We start from the raw sequence: 22,743 nt of genomic DNA on the forward strand, positions 1-22,743 counted from the left end.
TGACGTTGCCTTTTGTTATTACAAAACTCCATGCAACACAAAGTTGGCTAAAAAGAGGATGGAAATGCCATACATGACCACAGGCACCTGTTTACCTTGACCTGCTGCCAGCTTCGCTAATGGATAGGCAATAAATCCAAACGCCATACCGTCCACGATGCTATATGTAAATGGAATCATGACCATGATCAGAAATGCTGGAAATGCCTCTGTGAAGTCACCAAAATCCATATCTTTCACACCTTGTACCATCAGGCCACCAATAATGATCAAAATGGGCGCAATCGCACTGTCTGGAATATAACCGAGTAGCGGGATGAAGAAAAAAGTAGCTCCGAATAACACGGCTGTAACGAGCGGAGTCAAACCTGTGCGACCACCTGCTGCAATTCCGGCTGTAGTCTCGGCTGCGGCAACTGGAGGACTGCTTCCGAATACGCCTGCCAGTACGGTACTAATGGATAGTGCGCGTAGACTTCCTTTGAACCGCTCTGGACGACCAATCATCTGTGTCTGAGCGGTAATTAATCCGATATTTTCGAACACCACAATTAGCAGTAGCAAAAATACCGCGATCCAGAATGCAACATCAGCCAGTTTCATCAAAGATAATTCGCCAAATAAGCCGCCGTATTGACGCAGCGCATCCATCGCTGATACGGACTCACCCGGGTTCACTGCACCAAGTACATAGGCAAGACCTGTCCCGACCAGAATACTGATCAGAAGTCCACCCTGCACGTTACGTATAAATAAAATCAAGGCAAGCACCAGCGTAACGCAGGCTGTAATGACATTGGGATCATTGAAATGCCCAATCGCAACAAACGTAGTCTGATGTGCGATAACGATTCCACTTTTTTGCAAACCGATAAATGTCAGAAACAAACCAATCCCGACCGTAATGCCATGCTGCAGATTTTTCGGGATTGCTTCGCTGATCATTTTGTATAGTGACGTAAACGCAACAATGGCAAACAGTATACCTGTAACGGTTACAACAGCCAGCGCTTCTTGCCAGCTTAATTTCATGGAATGTACAAGTGTATACGTGAAAAATGCATTAATCCCCATTCCGGGTACCACGATAATCGGTGATTTTCCGCCAAATGCCATGAGCAAACATCCTGCAATGGACGTCAGCAGTGTTCCAACCATAGCTGCCTGCAAAGGCATCCCGGCATCGGAAAGAATTGTAGCATTGACCATAACGATATAGACCACGGCAAAATAGGAAATGGCTCCCGCCACAACTTCCTTCTTCCACTGGTCTCCTGGCTCCATGCCAAGACGTCTGGTCATCCATCCGTGTTTCATTTCGTTCTATTCCCCTCTCTGTAGCCGCAAATTCATTATGTATGTATCATCATTTCGCGCAGCAGTGAATATCATACACGGTTTTGACTTTGAAGTACATGACGTAACTCTGACATTTATCTAGGAATACAGTTCGGCTATCATAGACGATTGACGTCCCATCCGCTCCTCTCTTGCGAAGTATGATCACAAAAAAAAGCGCAGATGCCTTATCAGCATCCACGCTTCTTCAGTTGGCAGCAAGTTACTGCTGCTTGTTCTCTGCAATTTCTAACAAATCCTTGATCGCAACACTGACCATAATCAGTCCGGCTACCGGAGGCACAAATGAGTTACTCGCAGGTGGCTGTTTAGCCTTACGAATTTCCGGAGCATTCTCGGGAACGATTTTCTGTGTTACGTCCTCGCGCGGTTTCATCGGCTTTTCAGTCGAGAAGACCACTTTCACACCTTTTTTGATGCCGTCTTTACGAAGTGTCGTCCGCACAACACGGGCAATCGGGTCCATGGTCGTTTTCGAAATATCCGCAACCTGGAATTTCGTAGGATCCATTTTATTCGCCGCACCCATGCTGGAAATCATCGGAATTTTACGTTTGAGGCACTCTTTAATGAGATGGATTTTATAGATAATCGTGTCGGATGCATCCAGCACATAATCCAGTTCATATTTGAACAATTCCTCATACGTTTCTTCCGTGTAAAACATATTCAGGGCAATCGCATCACATTCCGGATTGATCAGTTTCACACGTTCCACCATCAGGTCCGCTTTTTTCTGCCCTACTGTCGTGGTCAGCGCATGAATCTGGCGGTTAATGTTGGTGATGTCCACGACGTCTTTATCAATCAGGATGATGCGCCCAACGCCGCTACGGGCAAGAGCTTCTACAGCAATACCACCTACGCCGCCAATACCAAGCACAGCGACTGTACTATTCTTCAACGTATCCAGACCTTCCGGTCCGATCGCAAGTTCTGTTCTTGAAAATTGATGGAGCATTGAGAATCGATGCCTCCTTTATTTCTTTTCCGCTACCGGTTTACGGGCTACGCGGATATGCAGTTGTTCCAATTGTGAGTCATCCACTTCGGATGGTGCATTCATGAGCAGATCCGTTGCACTTGCCGTTTTCGGGAAGGCAATCGTTTCACGCAGATTCGTGCGGCCCGCCAGCAACATCACGAGGCGGTCCAAACCAAAGGCAATACCACCATGCGGTGGAGTTCCATATTCGAATGCTTCCAACAGGTAGCCGAATTTCTCATTCGCTACTTCTGTAGAGAGTCCAAGGGCAGCAAACATTTTCTCCTGAACATCACGTTTGTAGATACGCATTGAACCGCCACCTACTTCATAACCATTGAGAACAAGGTCATAGGCTTGAGCGCGGATTGCACCCGGATCAGTGTCGAACAGATGTACATCTTCGTCTTTTGGACGTGTGAACGGATGGTGTTCTGCCACATAACGTTTCGCATCTTCATCATATCCGAGGAGTGGGAAGTCCACAACCCAAGCAAATTTAAATTTGCTGTCATCAATCAGACCCAGTTGACGGCCGATTTTCAGACGCAATGCGCCCAGAACGTCAGCAACCACTTTTTTAGTGTCTGCGGAGAAGAGCAACAAGTCACCATCTTCAGCACCAGTACGTTCTTTGACAGCTTCGATTTCTTCAGGCGTGAAGAACTTCACGATTGGCCCTTTGAACTCCCCGTCTTTTACTTGAATCCAAGCCAGACCTTTCGCACCGTAACGTGCAGCAAATGGTCCGAGATCATCGATCTCTTTACGACTCCATGTGCCACAGCCTTTAGCGTTCAGCACTTTCACTTCTCCACCTTTTTCGATGACAGAAGCAAATACTTTTACACCACTGTTCCCTACGATATCGTTCATTTCAACCAGTTCCATACCAAAGCGCAGATCTGGTTTGTCTGAACCGTATTTGCCCATTGCATCTGCATACGTAATACGTTGGAAAGGTAGTTCCAGCTCAATACCTTTGGTTTCACGCAGCAATTTGGCCATCAGTTCTTCCATCATTGGCAGCAGGTCATCCTGTTGCAAGAAAGAAGTCTCGATGTCGACTTGAGTGAATTCTGGTTGACGGTCTGCACGCAGATCCTCATCCCGGAAACAACGAGCGATCTGATAATAACGCTCAACGCCACCCACCATCAGCAATTGTTTGTAGATTTGTGGTGATTGTGGCAAGGCGAAGAATTCACCTTCATGCACACGGCTCGGTACGAGATAATCACGCGCACCTTCCGGGGAGCTCTTAGTCAGGATTGGTGTTTCCACCTCAACGAACTCTTCTCCATCCAGGTAGTCACGGAACACTTTGGATGCTTTGGAACGCAGTTTCAATGTTTCGAACATTTCCGGACGACGCAGGTCCAGGTAACGATATTTCAAACGAAGGGATTCATCAACTTCAACACCATCTTCAATGAAGAATGGAGGTGTTTTGGCTGCGTTCAGCACTTCGATTTCTGTAATTTGAACTTCAATTTCGCCAGTAGGCAGGTTTTTATTAACTGTTTCAGCATCACGTTTAACAACTTTACCCGTTACAGCGATAACATACTCGCTACGTACGCGATCTGCGATTTGCAGAGCTTCACCGGAGTAAGCCGGGTTAAAGACAACTTGTACAATCCCGCTGCGATCACGCAGGTCGATGAAGAGTACGCCCCCCAAGTCGCGGCGGGTCTGAACCCAACCGTTCAATGTTACTGTTTCACCGATGTGTGCGGGTGTTAATGCGCCGCAATGATGACTTCTTTTCATAACCAAACTCCTCATTATGTGAATTTCCGTTCTGTGTGGGCAGTTAGTACCTGCTCTTCAACAGTCCGGTTACGTGTAGACCATGTATTCGAAAAGGCATGTTACCTCTGGCTCGCCAACTTCCGCTTAATTGGAATCGTCGGTGAACCTCAGTACTTTTGCCGGATCAATTGTTTTACTCGAAAGTTTTGATCTTAATGTAACACTTCGTGCTTATTTACCTTCGCGAATTGTCGCTACCAGGTCATCAAGTTTCACGGTTTGTTGCTCACCCGTATCCATTGATTTGAGGGCGATCTCACCACGCTCCAGCTCGTCATCACCAAGGATGGCAGTGTAGCGGGATTTGAAACGGTCAGCTGATTTCATCTGTGCTTTCATCTTGCGACCCAGATAATCACGTTCCCCAGACAGTCCAGACTGACGAAGTTTGAACAACAGACGGTTCACTTCACGATCAGCTGCCTCTCCCAGAGCAACAAAGTACACATCCAGTGGAGCCAGCGTAGTGACCTCAATATTTTGGTGCTCCAGAATCAGTTGAATACGCTCCAGACCAATACCGAAGCCGATACCCGGCTGATCAGGTCCACCGATATCTCCAACGAGACCATTGTATCGACCACCGCCGCCAACGGTATCAATTGCTCCAATACCTTGGGCTTTTAATTCAAAAGCAGTCAGTGTGTAATAATCCAAGCCCCGTACCAGACGATTGTTCACAGCATAATCCACACCGAAATCATCCAGGTATGCCTGCAGCTTGGCAAAGTGATTCAAAGACTCTTCATCCAGGCTATCCAGTATGGACGGTGCCCCAACGAATTTGTCCTGATCGACTTTACAGTCGAGTACACGCAGCGGATTACGCTCCATGCGGGACTGACAGTCCTTACACAGGCTGTCTTTCATCGGTCTGAGGAACCCAAGTAACGTCTCGCGGTATTCTGCACGGCTGGTTGAGTTACCAACGGAGTTGATCTCCACTTTGACATCCTTCAAGCCGAGCTCGACGCACAACTGGTAACCTAGTGCGATTACTTCGGCATCAATCGCCGGGTCCAGCGCACCGATGGCTTCTACACCAAACTGGTGGAACTGACGCTGACGGCCTGCCTGGGGACGCTCGTACCGGAACATCGGACCGATGTAATAGAGCTTGCTCACATCCGGTTCGCCGTAGATTTTATTCTCCACATACGCACGGACAACACCTGCTGTTCCCTCTGGACGAAGAGTCATGCTGCGATTGCCTTTGTCATCAAAGGTATACATTTCTTTCTCAACGATATCGGTAGTCTCTCCTACACCGCGTACAAATAAAGAAGTCTGTTCGAAGATCGGTGTACGAATCTCACGGTAATTAAACCGTCGACACAGATCTCGTGCTTTTCCTTCTACGTACTGCCATTTCTCGACAACTCCAGGCAGTAAGTCCTGCGTTCCAGTCGGTTTTTGAAAAGCCATCTTGATCCCTCCAGCATTGATTTTTTTCTCTAAAAGTTAAAAATTCTACACGTGATCACTGCACGGGCAGAACAACCTTACAATCGCTGTTATCCCCAGATTTTTTGAATTAATTTTACAATGTGGAAATCCGGTGATAGCATATGCTTCCGATGTAGCTTTCTTTCAGAAAGCTTTTAGGCGAACGCTTCGCTTTTACAGGTTTTTTCTGCCCTCTCCGTTTTCGTGTATTTCTTTTAAATCAACTTATATAACAAAAAAATCCCTCGCCCTGTCGCTGTGTATACAGCAAACAAAGGGACGAGAGATTGTGTAATATACATTCACCCGTGGTACCACCCACATTCCGGAAACCTGACACTTTAGCCGTTCAGGTGATCTCTGATGATTCAAGATTGCATTCAGCACCCTGATCAAGCAGATATTCCGCTCTACGTGTAACGCACGTCCTGCGCAGGCCGGCTACTGGTCAACAGATCATCTCTGCTGTGTTCGCCGTCTGTTCTCGGGGAAGTCATTCGTCCGCTCATCAAGAGAATCCTTACAGCCTTGGGATTCCTCTCTGGTCATGTGGGCACGGAGTACTTGGTCCCGTCATCAAATCAGTAATATAGTTCAAAAATCGACTTGTATTGACTATAGTCAACGTATTATTTTCTGATTGTAATGAACCGCAGTGCTAAAGTCAAGGGTTAACACGAAAAGATAGCTCTAAAAAATTTTACTCACACGCTGCACCGGATGGGGGAGTGACAGAAATCACGGATAATAGAAGCTGGATTCATCATATGAATTCCAACTTCTATTCGCTTCTTATTCCTCTATTGTTGCAGCATCCACTTCAACAGATCCGGCGCGCTCGCCCATAAACGGGAATGCATAATGACATATTCAATCGCTTCGTCGGAGTCGCCCATGCCGACAAAATCAGGGAGGTTATGCGGCAACCGCTTTAAACCCAACAGGTAATCAGGCACATGTTTGTTCACACCCCGCGCCACACGGTACAGCATTTTGAGCTGGGAGGTGATTCCGTTTTTCTTATACTCCAGAATGATCTTGTCATAGGCAAAGGCCGTTGCGGCGTCACCTCTTCCATACTCCTCCAGCAATTGCTCTGCCTGATCCAATTGGTTACTGTACAAATACACAGCAGCGAGCAGGTAACGTGCTCCGGTATTGTCTTCCGTATTAAGCTCTAGCATATGCTCCAGAATCTGTGCTGCTTCTTTGGTATCTCCGCCAAACCAGCAGGATTCCGCATAACTTTTGCATATCCGGATATAGGGACGAGTCTCGTGAAGCCCCCAGAAGTCACCTTTGTTCTCCTCAAAGAACAGTTCGCCCAGTTCACGTTTGCCAGCAGCGATTCCTTCCTTGAGGTAAGATCGCGCATCATTCTCATTGTCCGATTCCTCAGCTAGAATAAGATACGCATCAGAGCTGTCAGGATACATCTCAATCGCTGTTTCCGCCAGATGTACTCTCCGTTTGGAAGAGCTCGCTTCCCTCGCCTTAGACAGCAGAGCCTGTGCTTTGTCTTTCGATGTGCCTGGACCGTTCAGCATCAATAGCTCGTCCGTTTCACCGCCCATGCCATATTCTTCGATGTAACTATTCATCTCCTTAACCTTCCGGGAGATCGTGCCTGTCGTTACCTCATATTTATCAGCCAGCTCAGCCTTTGAGACATTGAAGCCGTATTCCTCGGACAGCAAATACTCAATTGCAGCAGAGAACGAGCCTGTCTTCTTCACAGTAGGGCGGTTCTGACGGGAGTAGCCGTTCCATAACACCAGAGCTTCCAAAATTACCTCTGGCTCGTATTGGTTCCTCATGTTCTCAATAGTCTGCAGGGCCAGCTGTTCGTGAGCCGGATGCTCCCATTTCAAATCGCTTGCCACCATCTTTTTCAGCTTGGTCAAGGTCAGTTTGCTCTCAGGCTGCATGGAGGCTTCCCGAACCGGTTGCTCCTTTGATATTATCCCCAGTATGGATTCTACTGCAGAGGACTCCTTGTTCAGACAACATTTCTTATATTTTTTCCCACTACCGCATGGGCATAAATCATTTCTTCCAACCTTACTCAAAACTAATTCCCCCTTAAATCTGTCTCTAGCCATTCGCATGAGAACTCTGTTGCTTTAGCATTGTAGGTGTCATTTCTCAAACGAGGCATTCTATATAACTTTCAAATTCCATCGATCAAGCAGAAACGGCTGCCCCTTACTTATATAAAAAAGGCGGGGCCGTTTCAGCGAGTATATGTTCATCTGGAATATGACGGATCACTCTGGCGATGAGTTCCTCATACTCTCTGTCATAGAATTGGATTCGCCTGAACCCAATCACTGGAGCTAGATTTACCGTCCAATGTAGCCCAACTATGAAAACAATTCGCTGTAGAATATATAAACCCATCTCTCTATTCTAGCAAAAATTGAATAAAGGGGTAAGCTCTACCCAAAACATACACATTCTCAGCTCAAAAAAAATAGCCTGCACACGGTGTGCAGGCTCAAAGGATATATAAAAAAAGGGGGTCATGTGTGTTATTATAAGCCCACTATGTTAAAGGCTTATGTATCTAATATTACAGTAATATTACAAAAATGATAGCGCTTTATAAATTAGTTTTTTAATATCCTCCTGATTAAAAAGCCCTTGCACATCACTCGACTGTGTGGTCGAGCAGTGCAAGGGCCAAGAAGTATCTACACGTTAATTCAAATCTTCCACATAGGCATGGTTGGAACGAAGCTTATGAACAATCTCGTCATAATCCTCATCCCTTACTTTGGCAGACAGAACATAATGCAGATCATCATAATCGGCCGAAGACACATCTGCAGCATTCAGCAGGTCTCCATCCTCATTCACTCTGTCACGAGTATCCCGTTCTGCATCACGGTCCACATTGGCTACTACAGGGATCACATTTTCGCTGGCTGGAACACCAGGGGCTGCACCTACACCCATTGCTCCGTTGGTGCCTACGCCACCTGCTGTATTATAAGGCACCAGTGGCACCATAACACGCGTGTCTCTACCTACCGCACTGTCCAGTTGACCTACTTCCAAATGCTCTGTACGGAACGTCTGAAGTGAAGTTCTTGCTCCCTCTGCCTCGTCCTCGGTTCGAAAATACGCCTGAATATGTTTTGTCATGTCAAACCCTCCTTTTTCGGAATGAAATGCAACGTGAAGTTTCGTAACCTCACGATGTAACGTAGTTAAGATACATCAATGTATGTCAGTTGTACTGGATGAAGTTATATAACTTTTAGCAGTTCACGTACAAACGCTGGCTCATCTTCAGGTGTTCGGGATGTAATATAGTTTCCATCCACAACGGCCTCATGGTCCTTGAACTCTGCTCCTGCGTTTACCATATCATCCTTAAGTGGTGGATAGGATGTAATGGTACGGCCTTTCAACAGACCGGCACTAGCCAAAATTTGCGGACCATGACAGATCGCAGCAATTGGTTTCTTCGCACTGTTGATCTCAGTGACAAACTTCAAAATGTGCGCATCACTTCGCAAATTCTCAGGGGATGATCCACCAGGAATCACGACTGCATCATAATCTGAAGCGGATGCATCACCAATCGCCTTATCTGTGGTATAGGAGGCCTTTCCTCCTTTACCTTTAAGGGTCTCACCGGCTTTTAATCCGATAATCTCCACTTCATGTCCAGCTTTTTTCACTTCGTCATACGGGACCTGCATCTCCGAATCTTCAAAGTCATTCGCCAATAAAAAAGCAACTTTACTCATAACGTATGTTCTCCTTTCCGTGTTCGAACTTTCTTTATAAAATCGGGTCTTGCAGTACATTGGCACTTCGTTGTGCCTCGTTTTGTTATTACCCTCACCAGAGCAATTTATAACAATTCAATGTAATTTCATTTTGTAACGAAGTCTTCAAACGAATAGTTAAATGATCAACTCACGACAAAAAGTCCTGATTCGGGAAGGAATCAGGACTTTTTCAAAATCTGTATAATCCAAATATCGGATGTTTATATCCCTGTGTAAACATTCAAGATCGCGGAAGATGACTCTGCTTCCCTTTATCCGAATCCTGAAGTGCCCAGATCGTTGCAACATACTCAGCAGCCGAACGGGCAAGGTGCAATGATTCATACAGGTTGCCAGGGAGTAACAAAGGTTCTGTACGGGCACGTGTTTCTTTCGCAGATTGGCGCATAATTGGATGGATACTCCTTTGATCATGAAATAGTCATCAACGAATTATCCCTTATTATGGCCTGAACCCCATGGAATTATGCACTTGGTTCCTGACGAACCGGACTTTCAAGCATCAAAGTCACGGGTCCCCAGTTGGTAAATGTTACATCCATCATCGCTCCGAAACGCCCGGTTTCAACCTGAATACCTTTATCACGTAGCAGTTGATTAAACGTTTCATATAACAGTTCTGCCGCTTCAGGTCGGGCCGCAGCCGCAAAGCTCGGGCGCTTTCCTTTGCGACAATCTCCGTACAGGGTGAACTGGGAAACAGACAATACAGCACCGCCAACATCAAGCAGACTGAGATTCATCTTCTCCTGATCATCCTCAAATATCCGCAACCCACTAACTTTGTCAGCCAGATACTGGGCATCCTTCTCGGTATCCTCATGGGTAATGCCCACGAGCAGCATTAATCCGGATTCGATCTTACCTGTCAGCTCGTCTCCCACGGTCACCTGAGCCTCTTTACAGCGTTGTACAAGCACCCTCATCTTACAGGCTCCTTACTGCATAATCCGATGCACCGAATAGACATCTTTCACACGTTTGATCCGTTCTACAACGGATTGCAGATGATCCGTATTACGAATCAGAATTGTGACGTGCACCAATGCTAATTTATTTTTATCTGTCCGTCCTGTAACGGCAGATATATTGGTTTTACTTTCAGATACAGCCTGAAGCACCTCATTGAGCAAGCCATTCCGATCATGGCCTGTAATCTCAATATCCACACTGTAACTTGCTTCGATATTCTCTTCCCACTCGACCTCAATAACACGTGCTGCTTCTTCTCCGTCTGCACTTGTCGGAATATTCGGACAGTCGCTACGGTGTACGGAAACGCCGCGTCCGCGTGTAACATATCCGATAATGTCATCCCCAGGTACAGGATTACAGCATCGTGCGAATCGAACAAGCAGATTATCGATGCCTTTGACACGAATACCGTTGGTTGGTCGATTTCTGCGCTCAGGCGCAGGTTTCAGCTCGCGCATCTCGGAATTTAATTCCAGCAAACTGGACTCTTCCTGCTCTTTACGCAGTTTTTCGGTTGCTTTGGTTACAATCTGTGCAGCAGTAATCCCACCGAATCCAACAGCCGCAAGCATGTCATCAATATCGTTAAACGCATATTTTTTGGCAGCTTCCATCAACTTGTCATCCGTCATCCACGCAGAAGGATCAAGCCCCATGCGCTTCAGTTCACGCTCACAGCTTTCCCGACCTTTTTCAACGTTTTCTTCACGGCGTTCCTTCTTGAACCATTGCTTGATCTTCGCTCGTGCATGAGAAGATTTCGCAATTTTCATCCAGTCCTGGCTCGGTCCGTAAGAATGTTTGGACGTCAAAATTTCGATGATATCACCTGTCTTCAGATGATAATCGAGCGGAACAATCCGACCGTTTACTTTGGCACCAATGGTCCGATTACCAACCTCCGTATGGATTCGATAAGCAAAATCCAAAGGAACAGAGCCGATTGGCAATTCGATGACTTCTCCTTTTGGCGTAAATACAAATACCAGATCCGAGAAGAAATCCATTTTGAGTGACTCTACGAATTCTGATGCATCCTGTGCTTCGTTTTGAAGTTCAAGAATTTCACGGAAGAACGTAATCTTGTCTTCAAAATGATTTCCGTTCGCAGCGCCTTCTTTGTAGGCCCAGTGGGCAGCAATACCAAATTCAGCAGTCCGGTGCATATCCCATGTCCGGATCTGTACTTCCGTTGGTTCGCCATTGGGACCAACTACCGTTGTATGCAGTGATTGATACATGTTCGCCTTTGGCATCGCAATGTAGTCTTTAAAGCGTCCAGGCATCGGTTTCCATAGCGTGTGTATAATTCCCAAGGTAGCATAACAATCCTTGATATTATCCACAATAATACGAATGGCAAGCAGATCATAAATTTCGTTAAACTGCTTGTTCTTGGTGGTCATTTTCTTGAACACGCTGTAGATATGTTTCGGGCGGCCTGAAAGGTCTGCCTGAATTCCCATCTCATCGAGCTTGTTCGTAATTCCATCCATAACCGTATCAATATATTGCTCCCGTTCTGCACGTTTTTTGTGCATCAGGTTTGCAATTCGGTAATACTGCTGCGGATTCAAATAACGGAGGGCGATGTCCTCCATTTCCCATTTGATTGCAGAGATACCCAAACGGTTTGCAATCGGGCAGAAAATTTCCAGCGTCTCATATGAAATCCGGCGCTGGCTTTCTTCCGACTGAAACTTGAGTGTCCGCATATTATGCAGACGGTCAGCCAATTTAATCACGATGACACGGATGTCCTGCGCCATGGCGATGAACATTTTGCGGTAGTTCTCGTTCTGCTGTTCTTCCTTGGAGCGAAACTGAATACGTTCCAGCTTCGTCAAGCCGTCAACAAGCATGGCACACGTATTGCCGAAATGATTGCGGATCTCTTCAAGTGAGACCGTAGTATCCTCTACTACATCATGAAGAAGCGCTGCTATTATGGAGATGGTGTCCATCTGCATGTTCACAACAATGTCGGCAACCGCAAGCGGATGCAGAATATACGGTTCTCCCGATTTTCGCGTCTGTCCATGGTGGGCCTGATCAGCAAATTCGTAAGCTTCTCGTATGCGCACCAGATCGGGTTCTTTGATATATGCCCCGGCCTTCTCGAGTAATTGCTCTATGCCCATTCTGATCTGTTCCGTGTCCTTTCTATACCAAATGGAACCCGTGACAGTGCTGCAACACAGGTTCCCCGTAAAAGTAATTTCCTATAATTATGACGCTTCGCCCGTTTCCCGTCAACTGCTGACGAATAAGAGCGCTTATCCAATTTTTATATTGGTGATCTGAATTACTTCTATCCCGTTTCCCTATGACTCACAGGGGATTGGATGTATTTCTTATTTCTTATGTATTATTGCCGTTATTTACTGAAATAGAAGGAAAATTCATGAAAATATAAATTCCATCGCTTTGCTACGTCAAAAATGTTATTGATTAATTAAGAGAAACTCTGTAATCTATTGAAAGTTTGTGTTTCGGAAAAGGAGATGAAATTCATTGCAACGCGAAATTCAGGTTAATCAAAAGATGCCACTTGGCTCAGGTTCACTGCTTAGCCTTCAGCATTTGTTCGCCATGTTTGGCAGTACAGTACTTGTACCCAACCTGTTCGGTGTTGATCCAAGTATGATCCTGCTGATGAACGGGATTGGAACACTGTTGTACATACTGATGTGTAAAGGAAAGATTCCAGCATATCTCGGATCAAGCTTTGCCTTTATTGCACCTGTCACAATGGTATTAAAACAACATCCTGAGAATGGCTACTCCATGGCACTTGGAGCTTTTATCATAACAGGACTTGTTTTCTGTTTCGTGGCCCTCATTATTAAATTTGCGGGTACCGGATGGATCAATGTTGTCTTCCCACCAGCGGTTATGGGTGCCATCGTTGCTCTGATCGGACTGGAGCTTGTACCCGTGGCTGCCGGAATGGCAGGTCTGATTAATCCCGATATCCTTAAATATCCCAACTGGGCACCTCAAGCCAAACCAATCATTTTATCCATGGCCACGCTTGGTATCACTGTCATTGGGGCCGTAACGTTCCGTGGATTCCCCAAAATCATTCATATTCTAATCGGTATTGTAGTCGGTTATATCCTTGGCTATTCTATGGGTCTGGTTGATAAACAGGCTATTGGAAACGCTGATTTCATCTCACTACCAACCGTAACAACGCCTACATTTGACTGGTCCGTTATTTTCACCATTTTACCTGTAGCGCTTGTGGTTATCGTTGAACATATTGGACATTTGCTTGTAACGAGCAGCATTGTAGGCAAAGATCTTTCGAAAGACCCTGGGCTTCATCGTTCCCTGCTTGGTAATGGGGTCTCCACCATTCTGTCCGGGTTTGTAGGATCTACTCCCAATACAACCTATGGTGAGAACATCGGTGTAATGGCCCTGACTCGCGTATACTCCACATATGTCATTGGTGGCGCAGCAGTCATTGCAATCGTACTCTCCTTCTCAGGAACATTCTCGGCGCTTGTAGCCAATATTCCTGTGCCAGTTATGGGTGGCGTATCCCTGCTTCTGTTCGGGGTTATTGCAGCATCTGGTCTGCGTATTTTGGTTGAACAGAAAGTCGATTTTGCCAAACCGACCAATCTGCTGCTTACTACACTTGTATTGGTCATCGGACTGAGTGGTACAGAAGTTACCTTCTATGGCGTTCATCTGAAAGGGATGGCATTGGCAACCATCGTCGGAATCCTGATGAGCTTGTTGTTCAAACTGTTTGAAGTGCTGGGTTGGTTGAATGACGATTCACGTAAACAGCCTATCACTGAAAAAACGCCCGATTAACTTCCATCGTATACACATCAAAAAGCCTGTTCTCCCTAACCTTACGGTTGGAAGAACAGGCTTTTTGATAATCATTAATGCTGTATATTATTTCCCGGGAAACGGAAAAAACAATTCATGTTTCATCACAGCGGTACATGTGGAGATTTCAGCTTAATAATTCATCAATGTGAATACATCGATTTCTGGCAATTTGGCACGACCATTCAGATCAGACAGCTCAATCAGGAAGGCAGCTCCGACAACGTTCCCACCCAATTGTTCAATCAAGTTGATGGAAGTTGCAATCGTTCCACCCGTTGCGAGCAAATCATCTGCGATCAGGACATTTTGACCTTTTTCAATCGCATCTGTGTGCATCGCGAGTGTATCCTTGCCATACTCGAGATCATAACCAACTTCAATCGTCTCTCCAGGCAGTTTTCCACTTTTGCGAATCGGAGCAAAACCGACACCAAGAGCGTATGCCAGAGGGGCGCCCACAACGAAACCACGTGCTTCAGGTCCAGCAATAACGTCAATTTTGAGATCAGAAACCATCACTTTCAGTTCATTGATCGCATTGCGGTACATTTCTCCATCCTTCAACAATGTTGTAATGTCCTTAAAGCTGATTCCCGGTTGTGGAAAGTCAGGGATGACACGAATATAATCTTTAAAATCCAAAATAATCTCCTCCTAAAATAAATACACAAACTTCCATCTAAGATACGCCCTTCATCCGGGATATCATCCATTGTGTCAGTTGCGGTGTGGCTGCATCCAGCATCACCTGTTCTATCTCGGCCATATTTTCGAGCGCCTGATAGTGACGTGAAGCGGTTAGTTCACGCTTAGGCGGGTTATCCACAAACGCAATTTTGCCGTTATCACGGGTAATGAAGGATAACTCTTCGAATACATCCAACATCATCGTAATCATGCGCGGCGAACAACCACACTGACGACTGAGCACAGGAGTAATCTCTTGTTCCTCCACGGGTTCAGCTTTCCATTTCAACACCTGCATATAAATACGCTTAAAGAGTTCTCTGGAAGGCATCTGAAGGCGATCTCGGCGGTTGCCTGATCCGTGCAGAAGGATGATATTCTCAGCTCCACTGAACAAAGCCAGCATGGCATTAAGTTGTTCCGGGGTTTCCGGCGTATCAAACACAAATAACGTCCGGACTTGTTCCTGTCCATAATGCTGTGCAGCAGCATTACACGGAAATAACCCGACCTTTCTATCATATACCCAAAGGCAAGGTTCATACAATGAATTTCCCTCGGAAACATCTGTTTCTTTCCGAACAATAGCACCAACAGAACCAGATTTATATCGCAGATGCACCTCAAGTGAGCTCAAGAAATGTTTCATCGCATTTAATGGCTCGGCATTACCGCGCAAATCAAACACTTGGACCTGAGGAACATGAATGTCCTGAAGCATCAATTGAGGTTTTCTCATCCCATTCCATTCATTGATGGACAGTTCTCCCATCACATCAATAACGGAACCTGGGAGAAGAAACTCTGCTAACGCTCCCTTGCCAAAAGCGACAGTTTCCAGTTGCTGACCATCCTGTTCCAGAACCAGTTTCAGATGGCGTTTCTCTCGTCCCATCGTTCTGGTTTCCTTCACAGTCACACTTCTCAATACAAACCGTGGCGAAGGATTGCTCATTCCAAAAGGCTGCAATCTGTCGATCTCCTGGATCACTTTCAGCGGAACATCACTGATTCTGCATTCATCATCCGCAAGACGTTGAGGTACAAAGTCCTCTTCAGTTAATACAGATGCAGCAAACTCATTCAAACCAGCCTCAAGTTCTTCCAACTGTTCCCGATGCAAGGTCATACCTGCTGCAGCAGGGTGTCCCCCGTAATGGTCCATAGTGTGTTTATTGACTGTGAGTGCCTGATAGATATCCAAGCCCTCAATGGAGCGCGCAGAGCCCTTGCAGACACCGCTCTCTGGATCGATCCCAAGGATAAGTGTAGGTCGGTAATATCGCTCCAGCAATTTGGAAGCCACAATACCAACCACTCCAACGTTCCAGCCCTCACCAGCCAATACGATTACATCTGGAACGGATCCTGAACGAAGCTGTATCTTTTGTTCCAACTGTGCAGTTGCTTCTTGTAATATGCCCTCTACGACTTGCTGCCGCTCCCGATTCAATAGATCAAGCTGGCCCGCAAGCGTATGAGCTTCGTCCAGATTCTCGGTGGTGAGAAGCGATACCGCTCTCCCGGCATGATCCAAACGTCCACTGGCATTAATACGAGGTGCCATGGCAAAGGCAATATTAATTGAAGTCACCTGACTCTGATCCACCCCACTGATTTCCAGCAATGCACTTACACCGGGAAGACGTGAACCACGCATCGATTCTATTCCATAACTAACGATAACCCGGTTCTCCCCTTCCAAAGGCATCAGATCGGCAACGGTGCCGATGGCGGCAATCTCCATCCATTCACCGGGCACTTCCCCGATTAATGCCTGAGCGAGCTTCAAGGCTACTCCCGCTCCTGCCAAACCTTTAAAAGGATACGGGCATCCTGGAAGTTTCGGATTAATAAGTGTAAAGGCTTCGGGCAAAATTTCAGGCGGCTCGTGGTGATCTGTCACAATGACTTCGATGCCCAGCGTGGCCGCATAGGCAATCTGTTCAACAGCACTGATTCCGGTGTCCACGGTAATAATCAATGAAACGCCTTGTTGATGGGCCCAATCCAATGCATGGTTGTGCAATCCATACCCTTCATTCGAGCGATGAGGGATATATATATCGTACGAAGCCCCAAGATGACGCATCAAATGGATCATGAGCGATGTGCTGGATACGCCATCAGCGTCATAATCCCCGTAGATCAAAATATGTTCTTCCCGCTCCAATGCCAGCTTGATACGTGGCACAGCTTCATTCATGCCGAGGAGCAGATAGGGATCATGCATCTGATTCAGGTCAGGATGCAAAAAACGTTCGGCCTCCTTCTCATTGTGCACTCCTCGACTCACAAGCAAACGTCCAACAAGGGGTGAAACGGAAAGCGCCTGCGAGAGTCCCGCAGCCGCCTCCAAATCGATATTCGGTGTATTCCACCGGTATTGCGAATAAAGCAATGATAACGCTCCTTTCCTGATCTACTGGACCCGCGCTTCACTACTGAATTAATGTCGCTTCGTGATCGGGCAGTTCATGATTGGATTTATAGGGATAACCTGGATCATAAGGTATCGCTTGAATCTGTACTTCTTTCACATGACTGAAACGGGTTAACAGTAGAGTCTTGGCCCGATTAGCAATCTCCTGTGCTTCCAGTATTGAGATTCTCGGATTCACACTAATGACCAGCTCAATCGTAACATCATGTTCCTGTTCACGTGCAACCAAATGCTCAATGGTAATGATGCCATATACCCGCTGTACGGTCTCCCTGAAATCTGAGGCTTCTTCCTGCTCCAGTTCCTGAACAAGTGAACCATAGACTGTGTCCACAATCATTCGGTAACCCTTGTGAAGCACAAAACAGGAAGCAATCAACGCAGCTGTGGGGTCCAGGTAGAGCAGCATGCTCAAACCCGTCTCTTCACCAGCCATCGATCCTATAATGCCGATTAACACGGTGAGCGAACAATAGAGTGCACGGCGATGTTGCTGTGCATAGGCCAGCGCCTGAGACTGGTTTCGTTTACGGAAATATCTGTACTGAAATTGAAAAATCGCTTCTTTCACAGCCAAAGCTGCAACAGCCACCAAAAGTACCGACTTGCCGGGTGCTTCCGGTTCACTTCCGGAGAGACTACCCAATGCGGAGATGGCAAGCTGTAATCCACCCATGAGAATCAGCACAGATAACAATACTGAGATTCCGGGTCTAGCAACACGTGAATGTTCTTTAAACCGTCCCCTGCGAGCCTTGCTCTTATCGCGTACAGACTTGGAGGGAAAGAGACCAGCCAGGGCAGAACCAGCTTCAGAAGCAGAATACAAGCCGTCAGCGAGCAATGATTTGCTGTTTGCCATATAACCGACTCCCGCTTTGATCACCGCAAGTCCCATATTACCGGCAATACCGCTCCATGTGGCAGCCTGAGCAGATGGGATATGTTCTCTGGTCATGAATATTCCCCCTTAATTCTGTACATAAAGTTGCAAAACCGCGCCTGGCAGACGCGGCTTCACAATAAGATGTTTAGTTAGATTCTTTAGCTACTGTTTTTGGCTTATCCACTTGTTTACCTTTGAGCATCAGCCATAGTGGAGCGGCGATATAGATTGAAGAATATGCACCGAACAGTGTTCCGATAACCATCGCAAGCGAGAACATGCGAATGGATTCTCCACCAAATATGAACAAACAGATTGAAGCTGCAAACACGGTGAATGTTGTATTCAGGGAACGTGTCATCGTTTGAGCCAAACTGCGATTGACTACCTCGCGTAGGTCGGCTTTGGTTGTCTTTTTGGCAAAACGCAGATTCTCACGAATCCGGTCAAAGATAACGATCGTATCGTTGATCGAGAACCCGACAATGGTCAATACTGCGGTAATAAAGGTCAGATCGACTTCCAACCGGAAGATAGAGAACACACTTATTACAACAAATGCATCATGGAAGAGTGCGATAACCGCAGCCAAACCAAAGCGCCACTCAAACCGGATCGCAACATAGATCATGATCCCGATACTTGCAATGAGTACCGCGTAGATCGCGTTGCGCTCCAATTCTTTGGCCATCTCTGGATCAACGGTATTTACTTCATAGGAAGCCGATGCATCCAGTTTGGTAAATTCCTGTTTAAATTTGCTCTCTTGGGTCTCATCCAGTTCATTGGAGAAACGAACATTTACACGGTCAGCCCCCGGCGTAATGGTAACATCACCCTCATCAACACCGATGTCCTTAACGATAGGTTTAATCTGCTCCGCTGTGATTGCTTTGGATACCGAGATATCCACATTCGATCCAGCACGGAAATCAACGGCATAATTCAAACCCAAAGCCAGAATGCTGATGATCCCCGTAATCGTCAGAATAATCGAGAAGATATAGGCAATCTTACTACCTTTAACATAATCATAATTCCAATTAAAGCGCACGAATTTCACTCTCCTTCACTCCGAAGTACTTAGGCTTCTTCAACACGTTAGCCCGTACGAGCAGGGTCAACAGGAAGCGGGAGAAGAAAATATTCGTGATGATACTGGTGACAATATCAAAGATCAGCACGAGTGCAAAACCTTTAACCGCACCTGTACCCAGGAAGAACATAACAGCGGCCGCAATAATGGTAGTGACATTGGAGTCAATGATTGTACGGAAGGAATGTTTGCTCCCCGCTTTAACCGATGACAAAATCGACTTACCACTTCGCATCTCTTCCTTAATCCGTTCGTACGTGATGATATTGGCATCGACCGCCATCCCTATACCCAGGATAAACGCCGCAATACCTGGAAGGGTAAGTACGAATTCTCCCATATAGAAGATTGCAAGTACCAGCCACGTATGTGTGATCAAGGCAAAACTCGCAATAATACCAGGAATGCGATAAAGCCCAATCATGAACACTAGAATAATAACGGAACCAATCAATCCCGCTTTAATGGTCTGATCCAAAGAAAGCTTACCAAGTGTTGCACCAACACTTTGTGAATACTTCTCTGTAAGTTTTAGTGGCAATGCACCCAGGTTAATGGTGTCACGAAGCTGGTTTGCTTCGTCACGTGTGTAAGCACCCGAAATCTGAGCGGAACCATCTGTCAACTGTTGTCTAACGGTTGGAGCAGATAACAGCTCATCGTCCAAATAAATCGCGAGAGGTTGTCCGATCAAACGTTTGGTAATCTCGGAAAATTTGGCTTTGTCTTTCACTTGAATGTCAATCATCGGCTCATTCAATTGAGTGAACACAACTTTGGCTGCATTCTCAACAAATTCATTTCCGCGAAGCTCAATTTTGGTGTATTCGCCTTCCTTGTCGTTCTCAGCTTTACTACGGAAGGTCAAAACAGCCGGTTCTTTCATTTTGGCTCTAACTTCAGCCTCATCCGTAACCCCTGCCAACTTCAATCGAATCCGGTTGCTTCCTTCAGTGGTTACCTCCGGTTCGCTTGTTCCGAGCGCATTGGCGCGGCTTTCAAGACTTTTGGCCGTTTGCACCAAAGATGCTTTGGTGACTTGTTGACCTGCTTCGAGCGGCTCTGCTTCATATAAGATCTCGTAGCCTCCCTTTAAATCAAGGCCCAAGCGTATATTTTTGAGCAGTTCCGGGCTTGTTCCCACCATTACCCCTGTGGTGACAAGCACGACCAGAATGAAACTGATAATTCTTTTCATGCCGTTCCTAGATCCCCTTTCGTTCTCAATATTCCTATTATAGCGATGCCGTAAAAAGCAGTCAATTTTCAACAAAAAAGATCCCTTTCGTCTAGAAAGAGGACCCCCGGTATGCAGACACGGTCATAAAGTTCATAAAGCTTGTTGCTTTCAGTGACAAAATGTCGTTCACCAGCTGGTGAAGCGGTGGAATGCCCTGTTTTTCATATTTATGACTGACGCAATTCCAGACATCTTTGCTGGTGACATATTCGTAACCGACAAGCCTTAATTCTTCCGCTTTGCTACGGCAGAGCATCTCTATTGACTGTTCCAACTCCACATCATTCATTTCTTCCAACGGGGAGCCTCCCTTCGTACATCCAAGCCTTTATGCGGCATCAATATTACATGATTCGACTTCGCCTGATCATATTCCTTCTTGCTGAATATGGTTCTTTTTGTTAATCGTGTCCAAGTTGTCATGAGAAGATAAAGGACTGGCATAGGATGAAGAACAACGGCTTTGTCCCGTTTATGTTGATAGCCTGTACTTTCAACCGGGAAAGAGGGGTAGTCTTGAAGAAACAGACATTTATTCAGGGGGCCATGATCCTGCTCGCGGCAGGCATAATTAATCGAATACTTGGTTTCATCCCGCGCATTGCGCTGCCACGAGTCATTGGTGCAGAAGGTGTTGGCATCTACCAATTGAGCTATCCCTTTTTTATCGTACTGGTGACATTAATTACGGGTGGTATTCCGCTCGCCGTAGCCAAGCTCGTAGCCGAAGCTGATACCGGTGCCAATCGTTATTCCCCCCAGCGAATCCTGCAAGTAAGCTTAAGCTTTACGTTGACCTTGGGTGTAGTATTCATGTTTTTATGCATCCTATTTGCACCCTGGGTTACCAAGTACGTGCTCACAGATGAGCGGGTATACCATACGTTTGTTAGTATGAGCCCCATGATTGCCATTATCGCCGTATCTGCTGTCTACAGAGGGTATTTCCAAGGTAAGCAAAACATGATGCCTACTGCCATTTCATCCATTGTTGAAACCATCATTCGTATCGTCTGTGTCATTTGGTTTGCCTGGCTTCTCCTCCCCCACGGTATTGCCCAAGCTGCTGCTGGTGCCATGCTGGGAGCGCTCGTTGGAGAATTCGGCGGTATGCTTGTACTCTTGTGGAAGTATAACAGGCAGAAGAAAGAGTTACCGCTCGCTATGCAACAGAACATGTCCAATCTCACAACCAAACCTTCAGCCAAACCTTTAAACCCAATACCTTCAGTTCTGAAAGAGGCGGGTACTCCACAGCCCGGATTAATCCGGCGTTTGCTTGCAATCTCTATTCCTGTTACAGCAGGCCGATTGGTTGGCTCCTTATCCTATTTGGCCGAAACCATCGTTACTGCCCAGAGTCTGGCTCTGGCAGGCATATCCAAAGGGCTCGCTACAGCACAATATGGTGCATTACAAGGTATGATTATTCCTTTGCTGCTGCTGCCGGGGGCACTAACCTCATCGCTCGCGACATCACTTGTGCCTTCACTGTCCGAAGCTTCTGCTCAGGGAGATCGCGCACTGATTCACAAAAGAATGCATCAGGCATTACGCTTGGCACTTGTGACAGGTGCTCCGTTTTCCGTGTTTATGTATGTGCTTGCCGAACCGATGTGTCTTGTTCTGTATAATGATGCATCGATCGGAAGCATGCTGAAGCTAATGGCTCCTTTTGCTTTGTTCATTTATATTCAAGCTCCTCTTCAAGCTGCATTACAAGCTCTTGACCGTCCGGGTAAAGCATTGCTAAATACGTTTATAGGTGCAGTTATCAAAATCACGTTGATTTTAACGCTTGCTTCCCGGCCTGAATATGGCATCTTCGGTGCAGTCATCGCCATCTGTGTGAATTCTACGGTAGTTACCCTGTTACATGCCCAAAGCGTACGCAGTCTGCTACAGTTCCGCTTCAAAATGATGGATTGGGTCAAGACGGGTGCAGGAATGTTTATTATGGGAGCAGCAACCCTACTCGTATACGAAGAGACTGCCATGATATTGCCTTTTTGGGTGAGGATGCTTCTCGCTCCTTTTGTCGGGCTTATCGTGTATTTCATCGTCATGGGCTGGACCAAAATGATTGACTTTCATGATCTGTCCCGTGCTCCTTTGATTGGTTCATGGTTCAAGCGCCGCTCAGGCAAATGATT

At 46.3% G+C, this 22,743-nt stretch carries 18 protein-coding genes; 2 read left to right on the plus strand and 16 right to left on the minus strand.

Going from position 1 to position 22,743, the window contains the following annotated elements; genetic code table 11:
* Positions 1–18: 18 nt before the first annotated feature.
* The 10 genes from NSQ20_RS24760 to NSQ20_RS24805 form a co-directional block, all read right to left on the minus strand.
* Entirely contained in the window at positions 19–1,317 is a 1,299-nt protein-coding gene (locus tag NSQ20_RS24760; protein WP_036616916.1) for an NCS2 family permease, read from the minus strand.
* A 244-nt stretch (positions 1,318–1,561) separates the two neighbouring features.
* Positions 1,562–2,320, minus strand: a complete 759-nt coding sequence (locus NSQ20_RS24765; RefSeq protein WP_076320351.1) for a tRNA threonylcarbamoyladenosine dehydratase — start codon at positions 2,318–2,320, stop codon at positions 1,562–1,564.
* A gap of 18 nt (positions 2,321–2,338) precedes the next feature.
* A complete protein-coding gene (aspS, locus tag NSQ20_RS24770) occupies positions 2,339–4,117 on the minus strand; it encodes an aspartate--tRNA ligase (RefSeq protein WP_340031066.1) in 1,779 nt (592 codons plus the stop codon).
* A gap of 213 nt (positions 4,118–4,330) precedes the next feature.
* A complete protein-coding gene (gene hisS / locus NSQ20_RS24775; RefSeq protein ID WP_340031067.1) occupies positions 4,331–5,584 on the minus strand; it encodes a histidine--tRNA ligase in 1,254 nt (417 codons plus the stop codon).
* Between the two features lie 821 nt (positions 5,585–6,405).
* Complete coding sequence (locus NSQ20_RS24780; RefSeq protein ID WP_340031068.1) at positions 6,406–7,674, minus strand: SEC-C metal-binding domain-containing protein; 1,269 nt, start codon at positions 7,672–7,674, stop codon at positions 6,406–6,408.
* Positions 7,675–8,305: 631 nt separating this feature from the next.
* Entirely contained in the window at positions 8,306–8,752 is a 447-nt protein-coding gene (locus tag NSQ20_RS24785; protein ID WP_036616903.1) for a hypothetical protein, read from the minus strand.
* 104 nt (positions 8,753–8,856) lie between these two features.
* Positions 8,857–9,363 carry a type 1 glutamine amidotransferase domain-containing protein gene (locus NSQ20_RS24790; protein WP_036616900.1) on the minus strand — a complete coding sequence of 169 codons (507 nt, stop codon included), beginning with the start codon at positions 9,361–9,363 and terminating at the stop codon, positions 8,857–8,859.
* 265 nt (positions 9,364–9,628) lie between these two features.
* The gene (locus NSQ20_RS24795; protein WP_338706895.1) at positions 9,629–9,796 is read right to left on the minus strand and encodes a hypothetical protein; all 168 of its coding nucleotides are present in this window, start codon (positions 9,794–9,796) and stop codon (positions 9,629–9,631) included.
* Positions 9,797–9,872: 76 nt separating this feature from the next.
* The gene (gene dtd, locus NSQ20_RS24800; RefSeq protein ID WP_100529057.1) at positions 9,873–10,334 is read right to left on the minus strand and encodes a D-aminoacyl-tRNA deacylase; all 462 of its coding nucleotides are present in this window, start codon (positions 10,332–10,334) and stop codon (positions 9,873–9,875) included.
* Positions 10,335–10,346: 12 nt separating this feature from the next.
* The gene (locus NSQ20_RS24805) at positions 10,347–12,524 is read right to left on the minus strand and encodes a bifunctional (p)ppGpp synthetase/guanosine-3',5'-bis(diphosphate) 3'-pyrophosphohydrolase (protein WP_036616894.1); all 2,178 of its coding nucleotides are present in this window, start codon (positions 12,522–12,524) and stop codon (positions 10,347–10,349) included.
* 373 nt (positions 12,525–12,897) lie between these two features.
* Here NSQ20_RS24805 and uraA point away from each other — a divergent pair, with 373 nt between their 5' ends.
* Positions 12,898–14,214, plus strand: a complete 1,317-nt coding sequence (gene uraA / locus NSQ20_RS24810; protein WP_036674549.1) for a uracil permease — start codon at positions 12,898–12,900, stop codon at positions 14,212–14,214.
* 153 nt (positions 14,215–14,367) lie between these two features.
* On the opposite strand, the gene NSQ20_RS24815 is transcribed toward uraA, so the two are convergent.
* The 6 genes from NSQ20_RS24815 to NSQ20_RS24840 all read right to left on the minus strand — a co-directional run bounded on the left by NSQ20_RS24815 (position 14,368) and on the right by NSQ20_RS24840 (position 20,879).
* A complete protein-coding gene (locus NSQ20_RS24815; RefSeq protein WP_340031069.1) occupies positions 14,368–14,880 on the minus strand; it encodes an adenine phosphoribosyltransferase in 513 nt (170 codons plus the stop codon).
* A gap of 37 nt (positions 14,881–14,917) precedes the next feature.
* Entirely contained in the window at positions 14,918–17,326 is a 2,409-nt protein-coding gene (gene recJ, locus NSQ20_RS24820; protein WP_036616889.1) for a single-stranded-DNA-specific exonuclease RecJ, read from the minus strand.
* A gap of 40 nt (positions 17,327–17,366) precedes the next feature.
* Positions 17,367–18,326: a cation diffusion facilitator family transporter gene (locus NSQ20_RS24825; protein WP_340031071.1), complete on the minus strand. Its 960-nt coding sequence runs from the start codon at positions 18,324–18,326 to the stop codon at positions 17,367–17,369.
* A 73-nt stretch (positions 18,327–18,399) separates the two neighbouring features.
* Positions 18,400–19,308: a protein translocase subunit SecF gene (gene secF / locus NSQ20_RS24830; protein WP_340031072.1), complete on the minus strand. Its 909-nt coding sequence runs from the start codon at positions 19,306–19,308 to the stop codon at positions 18,400–18,402.
* On the minus strand, positions 19,298–20,548 hold the full coding sequence (secD, locus tag NSQ20_RS24835; protein WP_076252966.1) for a protein translocase subunit SecD: 1,251 nt from the start codon (positions 20,546–20,548) through the stop codon (positions 19,298–19,300). Before secD ends, secF begins: the two co-directional genes overlap by 11 nt.
* 91 nt (positions 20,549–20,639) lie before the next feature.
* Positions 20,640–20,879 carry a post-transcriptional regulator gene (locus NSQ20_RS24840; protein ID WP_036617497.1) on the minus strand — a complete coding sequence of 80 codons (240 nt, stop codon included), beginning with the start codon at positions 20,877–20,879 and terminating at the stop codon, positions 20,640–20,642.
* Positions 20,880–21,106: 227 nt separating this feature from the next.
* Here NSQ20_RS24840 and spoVB point away from each other — a divergent pair, with 227 nt between their 5' ends.
* Positions 21,107–22,741, plus strand: coding sequence for a stage V sporulation protein B (spoVB, locus tag NSQ20_RS24845; RefSeq protein ID WP_340031073.1), 1,635 nt, complete (start codon positions 21,107–21,109; stop codon positions 22,739–22,741).
* Positions 22,742–22,743: the final 2 nt, after the last annotated feature.

This window comes from Paenibacillus sp. FSL K6-1122 (genome assembly GCF_037977015.1).
Lineage (GTDB): Bacteria > Bacillota > Bacilli > Paenibacillales > Paenibacillaceae > Paenibacillus > Paenibacillus amylolyticus.